This window comes from Bradyrhizobium sp. SZCCHNRI1029 (assembly GCF_032487555.1).
In the GTDB taxonomy this organism is placed as follows: domain Bacteria; phylum Pseudomonadota; class Alphaproteobacteria; order Rhizobiales; family Xanthobacteraceae; genus Bradyrhizobium.
This window is the reverse complement of sequence record NZ_JAUEUK010000001.1, coordinates 840,664-859,433: the sequence shown is the minus strand read 5'-3', so window position 1 is coordinate 859,433 and position 18,770 is coordinate 840,664. Positions and strand designations below refer to the sequence as shown.

Here is an 18,770-nt window from a genome sequence, read left to right as displayed (position 1 = left end):
ATAAGCGTGAAGACCATCGCGCAGGGAAGGCCGGGCGTTTTCCGGCTGCACCTGTGGTACCTGCCGCCTGCATTTTTTTACGCAGGCGGGCCGCAGGCGTCGGCCGACGCCTGGCCTTCCCTGCGCCCTTCGATGGAAGGGCGGTGAAATTCAGGATCACTCGGGCGCGGGGGCGTCGCGAGATCGCTCACGCATGTCGATGAGTTCGACAGCGAGCGATTTGTGGGGCGCGATGCCGGCAGTCCCAAGCTCGTCATGCCCGGGCTTGTCCCGCCTGCGCGGCCGAAGCCGCTTCGGCGCGGCGAAGGCCCGGGCATCCCGTCGCTCCTCGCGTGCCGACCGACGTGGATGGCCGGGACAGGCCCGGCCATGACGGATGACAGAGGAGAGGCGATGTCGACACCAGTGCGAGGGGCGACAGCGCTAGATCGGTTTTCCCGCGTACGGCATCGACGCCGTGAGGCCGCCGTCGACCGGGAAAGCCTGGCCGTTGACGTAGGAGGCCTCGTCGCTGGCGAGGAACAGGGCCATGGCGGCGATCTCATGCGGCTGGCCGGCGCGCTTCAGCGGATTGAGCTGGCCGATCTTGCCCTCGGTGCTGCGCTCCTTGGCGCCGTCGAAGATCGGCTTGGTCATGCCGGTCTCGATCAGGCCGGGACACACCGCGTTGATGCGCACGCCAGTGCCGGAGAGGGAGTACGCCGTGGTCTGCACCAGGCTGATGACGCCGGCCTTGCTCGCCGCGTAGGGATGGCCCGAGGCGCCGGATTTCAGGCCCGCGACGGAGGCCGTGCAGACGATGGCGCCGCGCTGCTGCCGCACCATGTGCGGCATCGCGTATTTCACCGCGAGGAACGGGCCGATCAGGTTGATGCGCAAGATCTCCTGCCAGTGCTCGACGGTCTGCTCGGCGATCGGGATCAAGCCGCCGGAGATGCCGGCATTGGCCCAGATCACGTCGAGCTTGCCGTAGGTCGCCACGGCGCGGTCGATGAAGCCCGAGACATCGGCCTCGGAGCCGGCGTCGGCGAGCACGGCTTCGGCAATGCCGCCCTGCTGCTTGACCATCTCGACCGTCTCCTTGACGGCCTCGCTGCGATCGACCGCGATCAGTCGCGCGCCTTCTTTCGTGAACATCAAGGATGCGGCGCGGCCGATGCCGCTGCCGGCGCCGGTGATGATGACGGATTTGCCTTCGAGGCGGCCCATGTTTCCTCCTGCTTCAATTGTGATCAGTTGCGTGCCGCGCAACGGAATTCAAACGCCGTTTCAAACGTGCTGAGATCGCCAAGCGGCTTGAGACGATCTGGGCCTTCACGTACAGCGGGAGACGAGCGGAGGGAAGGGTCTGAGCGATGTCGGCTGATGGAACGAAACCTTCTGTCGTCACCACGCGCTGGTGGTGGGTGCGTCACGCGCCGGTGCGCAGCGACGGCGGCAACATCTACGGCCAGTCGGACATCGCCTGCGATACCTCCGATCGCGAGGTGTTCGAGGCGGTCGCGAAAATCCTGCCGCGCAGCGCGGTGTGGTATGCGAGCAATCTGATGCGTACGCATCAGACGGCGGAGGCGATCTGGGCCGCCGGATTCCCGCGTCCCGCAGCTATGATCAGGGAGGCCGCTTTTGCCGAGCAGCATCTCGGGCAATGGCAGGGCATGAACCGCGCCGCGTTCCTGGCCAGCCGTCCCGCGGGCAGCCACTGGTTCGCCGACATCGATGAGCCGGCGCCGGGCGGCGAGAGCTACATGGATCTGTACACCCGCGTGACAGCGGCGATTGCGCGCATCACGGTTTCGGAAGCCGGCCGCGACGTCGTCGCCGTCGGCCATGGCGGCACCATCAAGGCGGCTCTTGGCCTGGCGCTCGGCGGCCTGGTCGAGAAGGGGCTCGCCTTCGACATCGACAATTGCTCGGTGACCCGGCTCGACCACATCGTGGCCGGCGAGACGAGTACATGGCGGCTGCCGATGGTCAATCAGCAGCCCTGGATCGCGGACGCCGCGCACCGCGCGATGCACCAGCCGGCCGGGCCGGAGGTGACGACGAGCAAGCTGGCGTGAAACGAGATAGTGAGTTGCTATGCGCGTCGTTCAAAAATCTCGCCCGCCAAACGGGCAGTGCACCCTCTTCCCTTGTGGGAGAGGGCGCAGTCACTGGCACCGCGGAAAAGTCTCGTGGACGTCGCCGTGCCAATTTCGAAACCGACAACAGCCAAATAAGTAGGAGGAACTCCCCATGACCCTGTTCGACATGACCGGCAAGGTCGCCGTCATCACCGGATCCACGCGTGGCATCGGGCTCGCCATTGCCGAGCGCATGGCCGAGCACGGCGCCAAGGTGGTGATCTCCTCGCGCAAGGCCGATGTCTGCGACCAGGTGGCGCGCGAGATCAATGACCGCTTCGGTGCAGGCACGGCGGCGGCAGTCGCCGCCAACATCTCCAGCAAGGAGAACCTGCAGAACCTCGTCGACGAGGCCAACCGCATCTACGGCAAGATCGACGTGCTGGTCTGCAACGCGGCGTCGAATCCTTACTACGGGCCGCTCGCCGGCATCTCCGACGATCAGTTCCGCAAGATCCTCGACAACAACATCGTCGCCAACAACTGGCTGATCAGCATGGTCGTGCCGCAGATGATCGCGCGCAAGGACGGCTCGATCATCATCGTGTCGTCGATCGGCGGCCTGAAGGGCTCGACCATCCTCGGTGCCTACGCGATCTCCAAGGCTGCCGACATGCAGCTCGCGCGCAACCTCGCCTGCGAATACGGCCCGCACAATGTGCGCGTGAACTGCATCGCGCCCGGCCTGATCAAGACCGATTTCGCCAAAGCGCTGTGGGACAATCCGGAGAACCTCAAGGCCTCGACCGCGCGCTCGCCGCTGCTCCGCATCGGCATCCCCGACGAGATCGCCGGCGCCGCGGTCTTCCTGGGCTCCGCCGCGGGCGACTTCATGACCGGCCAGACCATGGTGATCGACGGCGGCGCGACGATCAGTTGAGGGGGACATACGGGTGTGGTGCGCGATGATGCCGCCACACTCTCAACTGTCGTCCGCCGGGACGACAGCATTTGCTGCGCGCCGCCCTCATTCCACCGCCGCGTACACCACGTCGCGCACCAGCGTGCGCAGATAGTCGCGTTGTCCGGGGGCCTGCGCCATGAACACGCAGAACAGCTCCTCCTTCGGATCGATCCAGAAGAACGTGCCGGCGATGCCGCTCCAGAAGAAGGTGCCGGGCGAGCCGGGGAAGGGGGCGATGCCAGCCTCGCGACGCACGGCGAAGCCGAGGCCGAAGCCGTGACCGGGCGACAGCAGCGTGCCCTGCGTCTTCACATGGGGACCGAGGTGGTCCGACGCCATCAGCTCCAGCGTCTTGCGGCCGACCAGCCGGGTGCCGTCGAGGCTGCCCTTGCCGAGCAGCATCGCGCAGAACCGGGCGTAGTCCATCGTGGTCGCCACCAACCCGCCGCCGCCGGATTCCATCAGCGGCTGCTCGGTCATCTTGAACAGGTTGACCGCCTCGCCGGTCCACGGGTCCTTGGCGAACGGCTCGGCCAGCCGGCCAGCATTCGCCTCGGCGGTGGAGAAGCCGGTCTCCTTCATGCCGAGCGGCTCGAGGATGCGCTCGGAAAGGAAGGGGCCGAGCGTCCGGCCCGAGACAACCTCGATGATCCGTCCGAGGATGTCGGTCGAGCGGCTGTAGTTGAACTCGGCGCCGGGCTGGCAGATCAGCGGCAGGCCGGCGACGATGGCCGCGTGCTCGGCATTGGTGATCTTGCGGCTGCGCACCCGCGATTGCTGGTAGAGCTGGTGCACCGGCCCGGTGCCGGTGTGCTCATACGCCAAGCCCGAGGTGTGGCGCAGCAGGTCCTGGACCGTCATCGGCTGGGCGACCGGGACCAGCTCCAGCTTGCCTCCGGTCTCGACGCCCACTTTCTGCTCGCCGAATTCCGGGATGAACTTGGCGACCGGGTCGGACAGCAACAGCTCGCCGTCCTCGACCAGCATCATGATCCCGAGCGAGACGATCGGCTTGGTCATCGAGAAGATGCGGAAGATCGAATCCGGCCGCATCGGCGTGTCGGCGTCGGGCGCTTGCCGGCCGATGGCGTCGAACCAGCCGATCCGGCCGCGGCGGCCGACCAGCAGGGTGGCTCCGGGGATGGTTCCCTTGTCGGCCTCGCGCTTGAACGCATCCGAAGCTCGCTGCAGCCGGGCCGCGGAGAGGCCGAGCGCCTCCGGCCGGTCATCGGGCAGCGGCGGGCTCAGGGAGCGCAGCGCAGAGAAGGGCACGCTGGATGCTGCAGTCGGCGGGGTCATGGGCTCTCCCTGAAGGCGCGTTGTCGGCTTGCATCAAGTCTGGCGCGGAAGTTGTGGTCTGACCAGTCGATTTGCCCCATTGCACCCTTGCATTCGGGGGGAGGTCTATGCTTCAAAGCGCGCGAACCGGCGACACTGTCCCGGCTCGCTAGGAGTGTAGCTCAATTGGTAGAGCACCGGTCTCCAAAACCGGGGGTTGGGAGTTCGAGCCTCTCCACTCCTGCCAGCGAGATCAAGCACTTAAGCCAAAAATCGACGAGACAGGTGAGGCCGGGGCCCGCAACGCGCGAGCCCCGAATGCATTTCAGCAACCCCTTATTGTTTCACATAAGGACAGTTGCCGTCCTTCATCGGCCGGAACACCTGGTCGCCGGCCACCTCGGCCAGCACCTTGTAATAGTCCCACGGGCCCTTCGACTCCTCGGGCTTCTTCACCTCGAACAGGAACATCGAGTGCACCATGCGGCCGTCCTCGCGCAGGATGCCGTTGTCGGTGAAGGCGTCACGCACCGGGGTCTCGCGCATCTTGGCGAGCACCGGCTTGGTGTCGCGGGTGCCGGCGGCCTTGACGGCATTGAGATAGTGCAGGGTGGCGCTGTAGGTCGCGGCCTGGTTCATGGTCGGCATCCGCTTCATGCGCTCGAAGAACGTCTTGCCGAAGGCGCGGGTGCGGTCGTTGAGGTCCCAGTAATAGGCCTCGGTGATGATCAGGCCCTGCGCCAGCTTCAGGCCGAGGCTGTGGATGTCGGAGATGAACATCACGATGCCGGCGAGGTTCTGGCCGCCGGCGACGATGCCGAATTCGGCGGCCTGCTTGATGGTGTTGATGGTGTCGCCACCGCCGTTGGCCATGCCGATGATCTTGGCCTTACTGGCCTGCGCCTGCAGCAGGAAGGACGAGAAGTCCTGATTGTTGAGAGGATGCCGGGCGCTGCCGACCACCGTGCCGCCGGCGGCGCGCACGACGTCGCCGGTGTCGCGCTCGATCGAATGGCCGAACAGATAGTCGGCGGTGATGAAGAACCAGGTGTTGCCGCCGTTCTTGACGATCGCGCTGCCGACCGTGTGCGCGTTTCCATAAGTGTCGTAGGTCCAGTGCACGGTGTAGGGCGAGCAGGACTTGCCGGTGATGTCGGAGCTCGCGGCATCCGTCACGATCATCAGCTTCTCGAACTGCTTCGACATCTCCATGCCGGCCAGCGCGGTGGCCGAGGTCGGCATGTCGATCACCATGTCGACGGCCTCGTTCTCGTACCATTTGCGCACGATCGCGGCGGCGATGTCGGCCTTGTTCTGCGGATCGGCGCTGATGACCTCGATCGGCTTGCCGAACATGCTGCCGCCGAACGCCTCGACCGCGAGCTTGGTCGCCTCGAGATTGCCCTGGCCGCCGATGTCCGAATAGACCGACGAGAAGTCGCTGAGCACGCCGATCTTGAGCGGGGCTTGGGCCTGGGCACAGGCAGGGACGGCGGTGAGGGCGAGAGCGGCAAGACCGAGAGCAGCAAGGCTGACGGCGGCAAGGCGCGTCCGTCCCTTGCGCGGGGCAAAGGTCATGGGTTTCCTCCGGATTGTTCTCGTGCGGACGAGAATGAGCGGGCGCCGCAGGTCCGGCAAGAGCAGGAACCGCTCCACCGCGGGCATTTCGTCGCGGCAACTGCTCAACCTGCCGTGGTGCGGAAATGGCCTGCCGCGACACGAAAAACCGCGTTGTTGCGAGCCTGGCGGGGGCCTGCCACGGGAATGACCGCCGACGCCCGGCATGCCCATATCTTGACCTTTGACCGGCCGGACAGTAGATATCTTGGCAACCTGCAGCCGGCCCGCGATAAAAGCGGATATCCGGCGCGGCTTTTCACTCCCCGAACAAGCGAGCCCGTGGATTCGGCTCATCTCTCCGACAAGAGGGTGGGCCAAGGACGGCTGTTCGGTTTTCCCAGTCAACTCTTCAATCGTCCGATGACGGACGCGGACCCCTGACGATGGCTACCAGCCCGTTCAAATTCCTGCAGGAAGTGCGCTCGGAGACCGCCAAGGTCTCGTGGCCGAGCCGTCGCGAGGTCACCATCACCACGATCATGGTGTTCGTGATGGTGGCGCTGGCCTCGGTGTTCTTCTTCGCCGCCGATCAGATCATCCGTTATCTCATCACCCTCGTGCTGGGCATCCACTGATGGCAACCGCAACGCAAAGCTCCGACAAGCGCTGGTACATCGTCCACGCCTATTCGAACTTCGAGAAGAAGGTCGCGGAGTCGATCCGCGAGCAGGCCAAGCAGCGCAATCTCGAGGACCTGTTCGAGCAGGTGCTGGTGCCGATCGAGAAGGTCACCGAGGTGCGCCGCGGCCGCAAGATCGACGCCGAGCGCAAGTTCTTCCCCGGCTACGTGCTGGTGAAGATGAAGCTGACCGACGAGGCGTTCCACCTGATCAAGAACACGCCCAAGGTGACCGGCTTCCTCGGCGCCGAGAACAAGCCGATGCCGATCTCCGAAGGCGAGGCGATGCGCATCCTGAACCAGATGCAGGAAGGCGTGGAGCGGCCGAAATCCTCGGTGTCGTTCGAGATCGGCGAGAACGTCCGCGTCGCCGACGGCCCGTTCGCCTCGTTCTCCGGCGTGGTCGAGGAAATCGACGAGGCCCGCTCGCGCGTCAAGGTCGCGGTGTCGATCTTCGGCCGTGCGACGCCGGTCGAACTGGAATTCAACCAGGTCGAGAAGATCGTCGGTTAAGGGCCGGGCTGCCGGCTCTCTCGGCGTCCCGGGCTTTCCTTTTCGTCCGATCTCGTGTATCGGGCGCGCTTCGCTCCCCGAACGGGGGGCGATTTCGTTCGTGGGAGGCGTGACCGGCTTTGCCAGCCGGGCCAAGCGCGCCGGACCACGGTCCCAAACCTCGCCTGACGGGTTTTGTCGCCCAAGGCGTTGCGTTCGCATCAGGCAGAATCGCGAACGCATTGGAGAGTCATAATGGCAAAGAAAGTAACCGGTTACCTGAAGCTTCAGGTTCCGGCCGGCGCGGCCAATCCGTCGCCGCCGATCGGTCCGGCGCTCGGTCAGCGCGGTCTCAACATCATGGAGTTCTGCAAGGCGTTCAACGCCCAGACCCAGAAGGAAGAGAAGAACACCCCGATCCCGGTGGTCATCACCATCTATGCGGACCGGTCCTTCACCTTCGAGATGAAGACCCCGCCGATGTCCTACTTCCTCAAGCAGGCCGCCAAGATCCAGTCGGGCTCCAAGGCCCCGGGTCGCGACAAGGCCGGCAAGGTGACCAAGGCGCAGGTGCGCGAGATCGCCGAGAAGAAGATGAAGGACCTGAATTGCGACTCGATCGAGTCGGCCATGAAGATGGTCGAGGGCTCCGCCCGCTCGATGGGTCTGGAAGTTGCGGGGTAAGGCGCCATGGCACTCGGAAAGCGTTTGAAGAAGGCCCGCGAGGGCATCGATCGCACCAAGCTCTACCCGCTTGCTGACGCGATCAAGATGATCAAGGAGCGGGCCGTGTCGAAGTTCGACGAGACCATCGAGGTCTCGATCAACCTCGGCGTCGATCCGCGCCACGCCGACCAGATGGTCCGTGGCGTCGTCACGCTGCCGAACGGCACCGGCCGTACGCTCCGCGTCGGCGTGTTCGCCCGCGGCGCGAAGGCCGAGGAAGCCAAGGCCGCCGGCGCCGACGTGGTCGGCGCGGAGGACCTGGTCGAGAAGGTGCAGAACGGCAATATCGACTTCGACCGCTGTATCGCCACCCCCGACATGATGCCGCTGGTCGGCCGTCTCGGTAAGGTGCTCGGTCCGCGCGGCATGATGCCGAATCCGAAGATCGGCACCGTGACCATGGACGTCACTGGCGCCGTCAAGGGCGCCAAGGGCGGCTCGGTCGAGTTCCGCGTCGAGAAGGCCGGCATCATCCAGGCCGGCGTCGGCAAGGCCTCGTTCGCCGAGGACAAGCTGGTCGAGAACATCAAGGCGCTGGCGGATGCGGTGGTGAAGGCCAAGCCGGCCGGCGCCAAGGGCACCTACGTCCAGCGCGTCGCGGTGTCGTCGACCATGGGCCCGGGCGTCAAGGTCGAGCCGGGCACCTTGCTCGCGTAACACCTTCGGACATCGTCAGCATTCAGTGGGGCGGGATCGGCAATCGATCCCGCCCTTCGCATTTCCGCACCCCAAGTGAGCGGCACGCCCGCTGCAAAATTGCAGCCGGGCCGGCGCAAAACACAACGAGGCTCAGCCCCGGGCGCCTTCGGATGTCCGGGCCTCGGATCGCATGCTGGGCCTCGCAGCCGCCAGCAGCTTGCCGATCTCGGGCTTGCAGGCGCCGCAATTGGTCCCGGCCTTCAGACGTTGGCCGACGGCCTCGACGCTCCCTGCGCCGTTCTGGATCGCCGACGAGATCTGGTTACGACCAATGCCGAAACAGGAGCAGATGACCGCACCGATGTCGTCGGCGGCCGCCAATGGCTGGCCCGCGAGCAGGGCGTTGCGGGCGTTCGGTGACAGCCGCTGCTCGGCAAACAGGCCGATCAGCCACGACCGCGATCCCAGCCGCTGGTCGGGCGCGACGAAGACGCAGCCCTGCAGCCGGCCATCCGATACGCCTGCGTAGCGGAACCGGCCGGCGGCCGGGTCGCGATACGCAATCCAATCGATCTCCGTTCCGGCGATCCCAAGCTGTTCGGCGGCCCACTCGCGCCAACTCGCAGGCCGCTGGTCGAAGGCAAGCTCGAGCCGGAAACACGCTCCGACCTTGCCCTGCACCCAGTACTCGCATGGCGGACGGCGGATCTCCTGCCGGCTCAGGATGAAGACGTGCCAGTTCGGCGCATAGGGCTCCGCCTTCACCGGCGTATGCTTGGACTCGGGCTGACCCGACAGCGGATCAGTCGCGGGATTGACCAGCGCGTTGACACGGCCAGCGCCGGCGAACTCCTCGTTCCAATGCATCGGAACGAACACGCAGCCCCGCCGCTGCTCGGTCGAGATCGCGACGCGCGCCACCATCTTGCCCCAGGGGCTCGTAAGCCGCACCAGCGCCTCGTTCTCCAGACCGGCCAGGCGCGCATCCTCCGGGTGGAATTCGGCGCAAGGCTCGAAGATGTGCGCGAGCAGCCGCGCGGATTTTCCCGTCCGCGTCATGGTGTGCCACTGGTCGCGAATGCGCCCGGTGTTCAGGACCAGCGGATAGTCCCGGCTGGTGGCGTTCCGCGCCGGTCGCGGCGTGACTGCCACGAAACGGGCTCTGCGATCCCCGGTGAAGAATTGCCGGTTCTCGAACATCCGCGCCGTGCCGGTCGGAAAGTCCCGCGTCACGGGCCACTGGATCGGCGCCAGCGCCTCATAGGCGCGGCCGTCGAGCGTGCTCAGGGCCGAGATGTCGAAATCGCGCGTGCCATTGTTCTCGAAGCCGGACAGCGCCGCGTGCTCGCGAAAGATCTCGGCCGCGCTGCCATACTCGAAACCGGCGAACCCCATCCGCTGGGCGACGTCGCAAATGATGCGCCAATCCGCGCGCGCTGCGCCTGGCGCGGGCAGGAACGCCCGCTGCCGCGAGATCCGTCGCTCCGAATTGGTGACTGTGCCGTCCTTCTCACCCCAGGCGAGCGCGGGCAGCAGGACATCGGCGTGCCGGTTGGTATCGGTGTCGCGCATGCAATCGGACGCGACCACGAACGCGCAGCGATCCAGCGCGGCACGAACCCGATCGGCGTCGGGAAGGCTGACCACGGGGTTGGTCGACATGATCCAGACTGCCTTGATGCGGCAATCGGCAATCGCATCGAACATCTCGACCGCCTTCAGCCCCGCTTTTGGCGCGACCACCGGTGACCGCCAGAATCGCTTCACCAGCTCGCGGTGCTCGGCATTCTCGATCTCGAGATGCGCGGCGAGCTGGTTGGCCAGGCCGCCCACCTCGCGGCCCCCCATCGCGTTGGGCTGGCCGGTCAGCGAGAACGGTCCCATGCCGGGACGGCCGATACGGCCAGTCAGGAGATGGCAGTTGATGATCGCATTGACCTTGTCGACCCCGCTGCTCGACTGATTGACGCCCTGGGAATAGAGCGTGACAACGCGTTCCGTCTTCGCGAACCATGAAAAGAACAGCTCGACCGCGCCCTCGCTCAGCCCGCAGGCCGCCGCGGTCTCGGCGACTGTCTGCCGGCCGGCGACCTGCAGCGCCGATTCAACGCCGCTGGTGACCTCACTGACAAAGCCGTCGTCCGCATAGCCGCCGCGTGCGAGATAGGCGAGCAGGCCGTTGAACAACACCGCGTCACTTCCGGAACGCAGCGGCAAATGCAGGTCGGCGCCTTCGCAGGTCGCGGTCCGCCGCGGATCGACAACGACGATACGGCAGCCGGGATTGTGCTCCTTGGCCGCCAGCATGCGCTGGTGCAGCACCGGATGGCACCACGCGGCGTTGGAGCCGACCAGGACCAGCAGGCCGGCCTGCTCAAGGTCCTCGTAGCAGCCCGGAACGGTGTCGCTGCCGAACGCGCGCTTGTGGCCCGCGACGCTCGACGCCATGCACAGGCGCGAATTGGTGTCGATGTTCGCGGTCCCGACGAAGCCCTTGGCGAGCTTGTTGACGACGTAATAGTCCTCGGTCAGCAACTGCCCCGAAACATAGAATGCGACGGCATCCGGTCCATGGTCGCGGATGATTTCGGTGAAACGGCTCGCGACGAGGTCGAGCGCCTCATCCCAGCCGGCTGCCCGCCCGTTCACGATCGGCTCGAGCAGACGTCCCCCGAGATCGATCGTCTCCGCCAGCGCCGATCCCTTGCCGCACAGCCGGCCGAGATTGGCGGGATGCTGCGGATCGCCGCGGACGCTGATGGTCCCTGAGTCGTCCCGATCGGCGACGACGCCGCAACCGACGCCGCAATAGGGGCATGTCGTCCTGACGCTCATGCGATACCGTTCAGGCCGCGGCCGTCTGCTGCAGGGACAGCCACACCACGCCATCCTCGACCTTCGCGGGATAGGATGGCGTACAGCCCTGGTCGGGTGCCACGGCCTGTCCGGTCGCGAGCTCGATGACGAAATTGTGCAGCGGGCATGTCACGCGGCGGTTGTGGACGATGCCCTGCGACAAGGGGCCTGCCTTGTGCGGGCAGCGATCGTCCAGCGCGAACACCTCGTCACCATCGGTGCGGAAGACCGCGATGTTGCCGCGCGGCGTGCGCACGACGCGCGAGCCGAGCGGGGGAATGTCGTCGAGCGGGCCGACTTGAAACCAGGTGGTCATGCGAGCTCCAATTCAGCCATCGGCGTAAACTCGTTGCGATCGACGCCGCGACGGGCGCGCGCCGCCCATGGATCGCTCTGCGAGAATTGCTGCGAATAGGCGAAGCGTTCAAACAGCGCCTTGCGGTTCTTGACGTCCTCGACCACCTGCTTGTGGATGTTGTCGAAGCCGACGCGGTCGCACCATTTGTACATCCGTTCCAGGTACCAGCCCTGCTCGCGATAGAGCTGGGTCAGCGCGACGATGATCTCGAGCGCCTCGTCCTCGGTCGCGGTCTTGGTCAGGAATTCCGTGCCCTTGATGTGCAGGCCGGCGGCGCCCGCAAAATGGATCTCGTAGCCTGAATCGACGCAGATCACTCCGACATCTTTGCAGGTCGATTCCGCGCAGTTGCGCGGGCAACCGGAGACGGCGAGCTTCACCTTCGCGGGCGTCCATGATCCCCACATGAACTTCTCGATCTTGATGCCGAGGCCAGTGGAGTCCTGGGTGCCGAAGCGGCACCATTCCGACCCGACGCAGGTCTTCACGGTGCGCAGACCCTTGGCATAGGCGTGGCCGGAGACCATACCCGCGTCGTTGAGATCGGCCCATACCGCCGGCAAATCTTCCTTCTTCACCCCGAGCAGATCGATACGCTGTCCGCCGGTCACCTTGACGGTCGGGATGTTGAACTTGTCGGCGACGTCGGCGATCGCGCGCAATTCGCCGGGCGTGGTCACGCCGCCCCACATCCGCGGCACCACGGAGTAGGTGCCGTCCTTCTGGATGTTGGCGTGAACGCGCTCGTTGATGAAGCGGGATTGCTGGTCGTCGCGATACTCGCCGGGCCAGGTCGCGAGCAGATAGTAGTTCAAGGCGGGCCGGCAGGAATGGCAGCCGTTCGGCGTCTTCCAGTCCATGAATCGCATGACAGCGGGGATCGACTTCAGTTGCTGTTCGATGATGACGCGCCGGACGTCGTCATGGCTGTGGTCGGTGCAGGCGCAGACCGGCTTCACCTTGGGCGCCGCCGAGTAGTCGCCGCCGAGCGTGAACGCCAGCACCTGCTCGACCAGGCCGGTGCACGAGCCGCATGAGGACGACGCCTTGGTATGGGCGCGCACGTCGTCGAGCGTGAACAGCTTCTTTTCGCTGATCGCCTTGACGATCGCGCCCTTGCAGACTCCGTTGCAGCCGCAGATTTCGGCCTCGTCGCTCATGGCGGCAACCGAGTTCTGTCCGCCGTGGCCACCGTCGCCGAGATGCGCCGAGCCGAACACCAGACGTTCGCGCATGTGGGAGACATCGGTGCCGTCGCGCATGTGCTGGAAATACCAGGGCCCGTCGATGGTGTCGCCGTACAGCACGGTGCCCACGATCTTCTTGTCGCGCAGGATGATCCGCTTGTAGACGCCGCGATTGGCATCCTGCAGGACGATCTCCTCCTTGTCGGGTCCCGGCGCGAAGTCGCCGGCAGAGAACAGGTCGATGCCCGTGACTTTCAGCTTGGTCGAGACCACTGACCCGTCATAGGTGGCGAATCCCTTCATCGCCAGATGATTGGCGCAGACCTTCGCCTGGTCGAACAGCGGCGCCACCAGACCATAGGTCTGATGGCGGTGCTGCACGCATTCGCCGACGGCGTAGATGCGACCGTCATAGGTCTGCATCGTATCGGAGACCACGATGCCTCGCTCGCAGTACAGCCCGGCCTTCTTTGCCAGTTCGATATTGGGACGGATGCCCACGGCCATCACCACGAGATCGGCCGCGACCTCGGTGCCGTCGGTGAAGCGGACGCCGGTGACGTGCGTTTCGCCGAGGATGGCCTGCGTCTGCGCCGGCATCTTGAACTCCAGCCCGCGCTCCTCCAGCGATTTGCGCAGCATGCCGCCGGCGACCGGGTCGAGCTGGCGCTCCATCAACGTGTCGAGAAGATGCACGACCGTGACCTTCATGCCGCGCTTCATCAGACCATTGGCGGCTTCGAGGCCGAGCAGGCCGCCGCCGATCACGACCGCGTGGCGATGTCGCGTCGAGGCTTCGACCATGTGCTCGACGTCCTTGATGTCGCGGAAGCCGATGACGCCGGGCAGGGCGGCGCCGGGGACCGGAAGAACGATCGGGCTCGAGCCGGTCGCGATCAGCAACCGATCATAAGGATAGCGTTCGCCAGTTTCGGTGACCACCTCGCAGCTCCGGCGGTCGATCATCGTGACCGTCTCGCCCTTGCGCAGGGTGATCTGGTTGTCCTCGTACCACTGCTCCGTGTTCAGCATGATGTCGTCGACGGTCTTCTCGCCCGCGAGCACCGGCGACAGCAGGATGCGGTTGTAGTTGCCGTAGGGCTCGGCGCCGAAGACGCTGATGTCGTAGAGATCAGGCGCCCGTTCCAGCAGTGCCTCCACCGTGCGAATGCCGGCCATGCCGTTGCCGATCACCACCAGTTTCTGCTTGATCGTCTTGTCGAGCATGGTCTGCCTTTCGAATGCCAGCGACATCCAGCGGCGACGCGAACGGGCATCGGCCCATCGGTCGCTGTGGTCATGTTTGAATTTTGGGGGAGGCCCAACTGCGGGCAGAGCTGATCGTCGCCAATGACGGTCGCGAGCCAACTAATTCAAATCTCGTGCCATTCGGGTCGTCGCCGGAAATCGCGGTAATTCAAGGGTTGAGCCGCCGCTTGCGCGCGCCGCTGGCGACACCTGCGCTCAAATAGTAGCCGCGGCAGATCAGATTATGTGCATCCTCGATGGAGGCCCTTCCGTTCGAGTACCGATCGCGTCGGCTTCGGCGGGCGCTCAAAAAGCCATCAGTGTGCGCGCGGTGCAGGCGGGCTCTGCGTTCATGTTGAGCATCAGCGATCCGTAGAACTGCGGCTTCGAAGTCCCAAGCGCCGGTACGGGTTGAGAAAAACGTGAATCACCAAAGTTGGTGCGAAACTTGCTGAAAGGCGGGCAGGACCGGGCGTATCTCAACGACGAGACCGCCGCTCAACTCACCCGACAATTTGTCCCCTTTACGCAGCTCCTGCCGAGCCTGCTCGCGCGCGCCTGCGTCACGAGGTTTGAGACCATGAAGCTCGACGACTTCAAGAAGGCCGGTCATTGGCCGACACTGCTGGCTGCTTTCCTCTATTTCGACATCAGCTTCATGGCCTGGGTCGCACTCGGACCGCTGATCGTCTATGTCGCCCGCGACATGAATCTTGCGGTCAACGAAAAGTTCACGCTGGTCGCGATCCCCGTGCTGGCAGGCGCGCTGCTGCGTGTTCCCATGGGCATTCTGGCCGACATCATCGGCGCCAAGCGCACGGGCGTGATCGCGCAGCTGGTGGTCATGACGGCGACCGCCTGCGTTGCCTATTTCGGACTCCCCAGCAAGCTGGCCGTCGAGCTGTTCGGCGTCGTGCTCGGCATCGGCGGCGCCTCGTTCGCCGTCGCGCTGCCTCAGGCCAGCCGCTGGTATCCGCCGCAGTATCAGGGCATCGTGATGGGGATCGCAGGGGCCGGAAACATGGGCGTCGTGCTCGACACGCTGCTCGCGCCGACCATCGCCGAACATTGGGGCTGGCAGGCCGTTTTCGGGGTGCTGCTCATCCCGATGGTCATGGTCCTGATCTACTACATCGTCGCCGCGAAGGATGCGCCCGGTGAACGCAAGCCGGTCTCGCTCAAGGCCTATGGCGGCCTGCTGCGCGATCCCGACAGCCGCTGGTTCATGTTCTTCTACTTCATCACCTTCGGCGGCTTCGTCGGCCTCGCCAACGCCCTGCCGCTGTACTTCTCGGTGCAGTATCATGTCTCCGGAGTGGCGGCCGGATTGCTGGTGGCGCTGATCGTCGCTTTCGGCTCCGGCTTCCGTCCGGTGGGCGGTCTCATTGCGGACCGGATCGGTGGCATCCGGTCGCTCTCGATCCTGTTTGGCATTGTGGTCGCCGCCTATGTCGTGATCGCCTTCATGCCGGAAGGGCCGGCTGCGCCGACCCAGGCGGGCTGGGAGCTCATGAACATGCCACGCATTGCGTGGATTTCGGTGCTGTTGTTCTCGGTCGGCGTGCTCGCGCTCGGGATGGGCAACGGCGCGGTGTTCCAGCTCATTCCGCTGCGCTTCCGCCACGAGATCGGCCTGATGACCGGTCTCGTCGGCTGCGCAGGCGGCATCGGCGGATTCTTCCTCGCCCAGGCGCTCGGCACGGCCAAGGGAATGACCGGCGGATTCGGCGCCGGCTTCCTGTTCTTTGGTTTGCTGGCATTGCTCGGCTTCGTCGGACTTGCCATGGTCAAGGTCCGTTGGCGCACCACGTGGGGCGCCGTTTCCGGCGCGCGCGTCTGACCCGACGCGCCGTCGCTCCATAGGCAAGGTGTTCAGGCGTGGCCGGCGCGCATCGCAATCTTCAGGTTCGCGTCGGCTTCGCTAGCGAGACCGGCAAGCGACCGAACAATGAGGATTACGTCGGCGCCCGCCTTGGCCTGCAGGGGGCGACGGATCGCGATATCGTCGCCGCCGTCGCCGACGGCGTCGGCGGCCACAAGGGTGGGCGCGAGGCGGCGGAGCTCGCCGTCCGCGGCTTCATCGATGCCTATCATTCTCTGCCCGAGACGGCGGGCGTGCGAAGCCGAGCCGCGCGTGCGCTGGAAGCCATCAATAGCTGGATCCATGCGCAGGGCCGCGTCGACCCCGAGTTGCATGGAATGAGCTGCGCCTTCTCCGCGGTGGTGCTGTCGCGGCGAACCTGCCACGTCGTCCACGTCGGGGACACTCGCGTCTACCGCCTGAGCGAAGGGCGCCTCGAGCGTCTGACGACCGACCATGTCGCGGGCCGCGCTGACCTTGCCCACGTCCTCAACCGGGGCATCGGTTTCGAGCAGTTCGCCCGCTTCGACTACACGACGCTCGGCATGCGTCAGCACGACCGGTTTCTGATCTGCAGCGACGGCATCCACGGCATCCTGCCGGATTCGCGCCTTCAGGAGATCCTCGCCGAGCGCACGCCCCCGGACGATTCCGCGCGCGGGATCGTCGCCGCCGCGCTCGCGGCCGGCAGCAATGACAATTCGACGGCGCTGGTGCTCGACGTCGTCGATCTTCCGCCCGCTGACCGCGACGAGCTCACCGGTTCGATCTCGTCCCTGCCGATCGGCGAGCTGCCTTCGCCCGGTGACGTGATCGACGGATTCCGGCTTGGCGAACTCCTGTCCGATGGCCGCTACTCCCGGCTGTTCAAGGCGATCGACGCGGGGCAGGGTGACAGGGAGGTCGTCCTGAAATTTCCGCATCCGCGCGTCGCGAGCGAAGGTTCGTTCCGCCTGGCGTTCATTCGCGAAGCCTGGGTCGCCGCGCGTGTGCGCAGCATCTGGATCGGCGAAATCATCGAGCTTCCCGTCGAGCGCCAGACCCGGCTCTATTCGGCAATGCCATTCTACGCGGGGGAGACGCTCGAGCAGCGTCTGAACCGGCCGCCCCGATTGTCGCTTGCGGAGGGCACCGCGATCGCGACCAAGCTCGTGCGCGCGGTGGTGGCGTTGCACCGGGCCGGCATCATCCATCGCGACATCAAGCCGGACAACGTGATCCTGCTCGAGAACGGCGGCTTGCGCCTGATCGATCTCGGGGTCGCGCGCGTGCCGCGGTTCGAGGACTTTCCGGCCGAGGATATTCCGGGGACCCCGAGCTACATGGCGCCGGAGCTGTTCGCCGGTAAGCCGGGTGACGAAGCGTCCGACCTGTTCGCCCTCGGCGTCACCGTCTACCGCATGTTCACGCGCTCTTATCCGTTCGGCGAGATCGAGCCGTTCTCGCGCCCGCGCTTCGGCAAACCGGTGCCGATTTCACGCTACCGACCGGAACTGCCGGCCTGGCTCGACGCCGTGATCGGAAAGGCGTTGAACGTCGATCCTGCACAGCGTTACGGTGATGCCATCGAATTCGCCCACGAGTTGGAGAACGGTGCGTCATGGGCGGGTCCGGCGATCGCCAAGCGTCGCTCGCTTCACGACCGCAATCCGCTGTTGTTCTGGAGGATGCTCTGCGCGCTTCAATTCATCATCATCATCATTCTGCTGAGCCTGCTGACGCGACACTGAGTGGCGACGTGCGACCGCCCGAATAGGTAATCCCGATGCCCGAGAAGGTCCTGATCTATTCCCGCCTGCCGAAGTCGCTGACCCAGCGCTTCGCCGATCGCTTCGAGCTGCTCGACAGCGGCGGCAAGCCGGCGCACGAGGTGTTTCCGGCGGACGAGGTCGCGCGGATCCGGGCGCTGATCACGGCCGGCGGCACGCCGCTGGGGGCTGCCGACATGGACAGGCTCCCGGCGCTCGGGGCCATCGTCTGCTATGGCACCGGTTACGACGGCGTCGACCTGAAGGCGGCCGCGGCGCGTAACGTCGCCGTCGGCCACAGCCCGGGCGCCAATGCCGCGGCGGTCGCGGACGTCGCTGTGATGCTGATGCTGGCGAGCACGCGGCGGCTGACGGTGGCAGACGCCTATGTCCGCGACGGGGGCTGGGCGTCCGCAAAACCGTCGCCGCTGATGAAGCCGCCGCCGAGCCTCGTCGGCTGCAAGGTCGGCGTCTACGGCATGGGCGAGATCGGCCGCAAGATCGCCGCCCGGGTCGCGGCGTTCGAGACTGAGGTCGGCTATTTCAACCGCACCCGCTACGAAGATCTGCCGTATCAGTACCTCCCGAGCCTCGATGCGCTCGCCGAATGGTGCGCCGTGCTGATGATCGCGGTCCGTGCCAGCGCCGAGACCACGCACGTCATCAACGCTGAGCTGCTGAAGAAGCTCGGTCCCGACGGCCATGTCGTCAACATCTCGCGCGGTTCCGTCATCGACGAGCGGGCGCTGCTGGCGGCGCTGAAGGACGGCACCATCGCTGGCGCCGGTCTCGACGTGTTCGAGACCGAGCCGCATGCGCCGGATGAGCTGACCACGCTGCCAAACGTGGCGGTGACCCCGCATATCGGTGGCAACACCAGGGAGTCGCACGTCGCCATGCAGGCCTGCGTGGTCGCCAACCTCGCGGCGTTCTTTGCAGGCGAGACGTTGCCTTATCAGGTGAAGTAGCTGTCTCGCCTTGCGGGACCGCGGTAGCGTAATCGTGAGCGATTTTGCATCGGCTATAGAACGTTCCGTCCCCGCGCAGAAATTTTTCGATGCACTGCACATCTCTGTGAGTTGCGAACCATTATCGAATGCTTCTAACT

General features: G+C 65.5%; 15 protein-coding genes and 1 tRNA gene. 10 read left to right on the top strand and 6 right to left on the bottom strand.

All coding sequences use genetic code 11. From position 1 onward, the window contains the following. Nucleotides 1-423: 423 nt before the first annotated feature. Nucleotides 424-1,209 (bottom strand): SDR family oxidoreductase, encoded by a 786-nt coding sequence (locus QW861_RS04020; protein ID WP_315749565.1) that lies wholly within the window; start codon nt 1,207-1,209, stop codon nt 424-426. Between the two features lie 146 nt (nt 1,210-1,355). On the opposite strand from QW861_RS04020, the gene QW861_RS04015 reads away from it, so the two are divergent. Both QW861_RS04015 and QW861_RS04010 read left to right on the top strand, forming a co-directional pair. Beyond that, nucleotides 1,356-2,063, top strand: coding sequence for a histidine phosphatase family protein (locus QW861_RS04015; RefSeq protein WP_315749567.1), 708 nt, complete (start codon nt 1,356-1,358; stop codon nt 2,061-2,063). 175 nt (nt 2,064-2,238) lie between these two features. Next, on the top strand, nt 2,239-3,006 hold the full coding sequence (locus tag QW861_RS04010; RefSeq protein WP_315749569.1) for an SDR family oxidoreductase: 768 nt from the start codon (nt 2,239-2,241) through the stop codon (nt 3,004-3,006). An 87-nt stretch (nt 3,007-3,093) separates the two neighbouring features. Here the strand turns inward: QW861_RS04010 and QW861_RS04005 are convergent, their stop codons facing one another. Next, nucleotides 3,094-4,329: a serine hydrolase domain-containing protein gene (locus QW861_RS04005; protein WP_315749571.1), complete on the bottom strand. Its 1,236-nt coding sequence runs from the start codon at nt 4,327-4,329 to the stop codon at nt 3,094-3,096. Nucleotides 4,330-4,479: 150 nt separating this feature from the next. Between QW861_RS04005 and QW861_RS04000 the strand changes: the two genes are divergently transcribed. Further along, nucleotides 4,480-4,555: transfer RNA gene (locus QW861_RS04000), tRNA-Trp, on the top strand. Between the two features lie 89 nt (nt 4,556-4,644). On the opposite strand, the gene QW861_RS03995 is transcribed toward QW861_RS04000, so the two are convergent. Continuing rightward, a complete protein-coding gene (locus QW861_RS03995) occupies nt 4,645-5,886 on the bottom strand; it encodes an ABC transporter substrate-binding protein (protein ID WP_315749604.1) in 1,242 nt (413 codons plus the stop codon). 425 nt (nt 5,887-6,311) lie between these two features. Between QW861_RS03995 and secE the strand changes: the two genes are divergently transcribed. The 4 genes from secE to rplA all read left to right on the top strand — a co-directional run bounded on the left by secE (nt 6,312) and on the right by rplA (nt 8,422). After that, nucleotides 6,312-6,503: a preprotein translocase subunit SecE gene (secE, locus tag QW861_RS03990; protein WP_006611822.1), complete on the top strand. Its 192-nt coding sequence runs from the start codon at nt 6,312-6,314 to the stop codon at nt 6,501-6,503. Then, nucleotides 6,503-7,060 (top strand): transcription termination/antitermination protein NusG, encoded by a 558-nt coding sequence (gene nusG / locus QW861_RS03985; RefSeq protein WP_284423110.1) that lies wholly within the window; start codon nt 6,503-6,505, stop codon nt 7,058-7,060. Before secE ends, nusG begins: the two co-directional genes overlap by 1 nt. A gap of 234 nt (nt 7,061-7,294) precedes the next feature. Next, nucleotides 7,295-7,723, top strand: coding sequence for a 50S ribosomal protein L11 (rplK, locus tag QW861_RS03980; protein ID WP_012045056.1), 429 nt, complete (start codon nt 7,295-7,297; stop codon nt 7,721-7,723). A 6-nt stretch (nt 7,724-7,729) separates the two neighbouring features. Next, nucleotides 7,730-8,422, top strand: coding sequence for a 50S ribosomal protein L1 (gene rplA, locus QW861_RS03975; protein WP_315714579.1), 693 nt, complete (start codon nt 7,730-7,732; stop codon nt 8,420-8,422). Nucleotides 8,423-8,554: 132 nt separating this feature from the next. Here the strand turns inward: rplA and QW861_RS03970 are convergent, their stop codons facing one another. Genes QW861_RS03970 through nirB form a run of 3 tightly spaced genes read right to left on the bottom strand, consistent with a single transcriptional unit; the run spans nt 8,555 to nt 14,032 of the window. After that, entirely contained in the window at nt 8,555-11,239 is a 2,685-nt protein-coding gene (locus tag QW861_RS03970; protein WP_316192729.1) for a molybdopterin-dependent oxidoreductase, read from the bottom strand. Between the two features lie 10 nt (nt 11,240-11,249). Then, the gene (gene nirD / locus QW861_RS03965; protein ID WP_315714577.1) at nt 11,250-11,576 is read right to left on the bottom strand and encodes a nitrite reductase small subunit NirD; all 327 of its coding nucleotides are present in this window, start codon (nt 11,574-11,576) and stop codon (nt 11,250-11,252) included. Continuing rightward, nucleotides 11,573-14,032 carry a nitrite reductase large subunit NirB gene (gene nirB, locus QW861_RS03960; protein WP_316192728.1) on the bottom strand — a complete coding sequence of 820 codons (2,460 nt, stop codon included), beginning with the start codon at nt 14,030-14,032 and terminating at the stop codon, nt 11,573-11,575. The genes nirD and nirB overlap by 4 nt, the downstream gene beginning before the upstream one ends. 601 nt (nt 14,033-14,633) lie before the next feature. Between nirB and QW861_RS03955 the strand changes: the two genes are divergently transcribed. The 3 genes from QW861_RS03955 to QW861_RS03945 are packed head-to-tail and all read left to right on the top strand — an operon-like array spanning nt 14,634 to nt 18,630. Beyond that, complete coding sequence (locus tag QW861_RS03955; RefSeq protein ID WP_315714575.1) at nt 14,634-15,893, top strand: MFS transporter; 1,260 nt, start codon at nt 14,634-14,636, stop codon at nt 15,891-15,893. A gap of 38 nt (nt 15,894-15,931) precedes the next feature. After that, on the top strand, nt 15,932-17,644 hold the full coding sequence (locus QW861_RS03950) for a bifunctional protein-serine/threonine kinase/phosphatase (protein ID WP_315714574.1): 1,713 nt from the start codon (nt 15,932-15,934) through the stop codon (nt 17,642-17,644). A 35-nt stretch (nt 17,645-17,679) separates the two neighbouring features. Then, a complete protein-coding gene (locus tag QW861_RS03945) occupies nt 17,680-18,630 on the top strand; it encodes a 2-hydroxyacid dehydrogenase (protein WP_316192727.1) in 951 nt (316 codons plus the stop codon). The last annotated feature ends 140 nt before the right edge of the window (nt 18,631-18,770 follow it).

Bases quoted from the DNA above. Each gene is read 5' to 3' on its own strand.
- QW861_RS04020 (WP_315749565.1), bottom strand. From the start codon at position 1,209: ATGGGCCGCCTCGAAGGCAAATCCGTCATCATCACCGGCGCCGGCAGC.
- QW861_RS04015 (WP_315749567.1), top strand. From the start codon at position 1,356: ATGTCGGCTGATGGAACGAAACCTTCTGTCGTCACCACGCGCTGGTGG.
- QW861_RS04010 (WP_315749569.1), top strand. From the start codon at position 2,239: ATGACCCTGTTCGACATGACCGGCAAGGTCGCCGTCATCACCGGATCC.
- QW861_RS04005 (WP_315749571.1), bottom strand. From the start codon at position 4,329: ATGACCCCGCCGACTGCAGCATCCAGCGTGCCCTTCTCTGCGCTGCGC.
- QW861_RS03995 (WP_315749604.1), bottom strand. From the start codon at position 5,886: ATGACCTTTGCCCCGCGCAAGGGACGGACGCGCCTTGCCGCCGTCAGC.
- secE (WP_006611822.1), top strand. From the start codon at position 6,312: ATGGCTACCAGCCCGTTCAAATTCCTGCAGGAAGTGCGCTCGGAGACC.
- nusG (WP_284423110.1), top strand. From the start codon at position 6,503: ATGGCAACCGCAACGCAAAGCTCCGACAAGCGCTGGTACATCGTCCAC.
- rplK (WP_012045056.1), top strand. From the start codon at position 7,295: ATGGCAAAGAAAGTAACCGGTTACCTGAAGCTTCAGGTTCCGGCCGGC.
- rplA (WP_315714579.1), top strand. From the start codon at position 7,730: ATGGCACTCGGAAAGCGTTTGAAGAAGGCCCGCGAGGGCATCGATCGC.
- QW861_RS03970 (WP_316192729.1), bottom strand. From the start codon at position 11,239: ATGAGCGTCAGGACGACATGCCCCTATTGCGGCGTCGGTTGCGGCGTC.
- nirD (WP_315714577.1), bottom strand. From the start codon at position 11,576: ATGACCACCTGGTTTCAAGTCGGCCCGCTCGACGACATTCCCCCGCTC.
- nirB (WP_316192728.1), bottom strand. From the start codon at position 14,032: ATGCTCGACAAGACGATCAAGCAGAAACTGGTGGTGATCGGCAACGGC.
- QW861_RS03955 (WP_315714575.1), top strand. From the start codon at position 14,634: ATGAAGCTCGACGACTTCAAGAAGGCCGGTCATTGGCCGACACTGCTG.
- QW861_RS03945 (WP_316192727.1), top strand. From the start codon at position 17,680: ATGCCCGAGAAGGTCCTGATCTATTCCCGCCTGCCGAAGTCGCTGACC.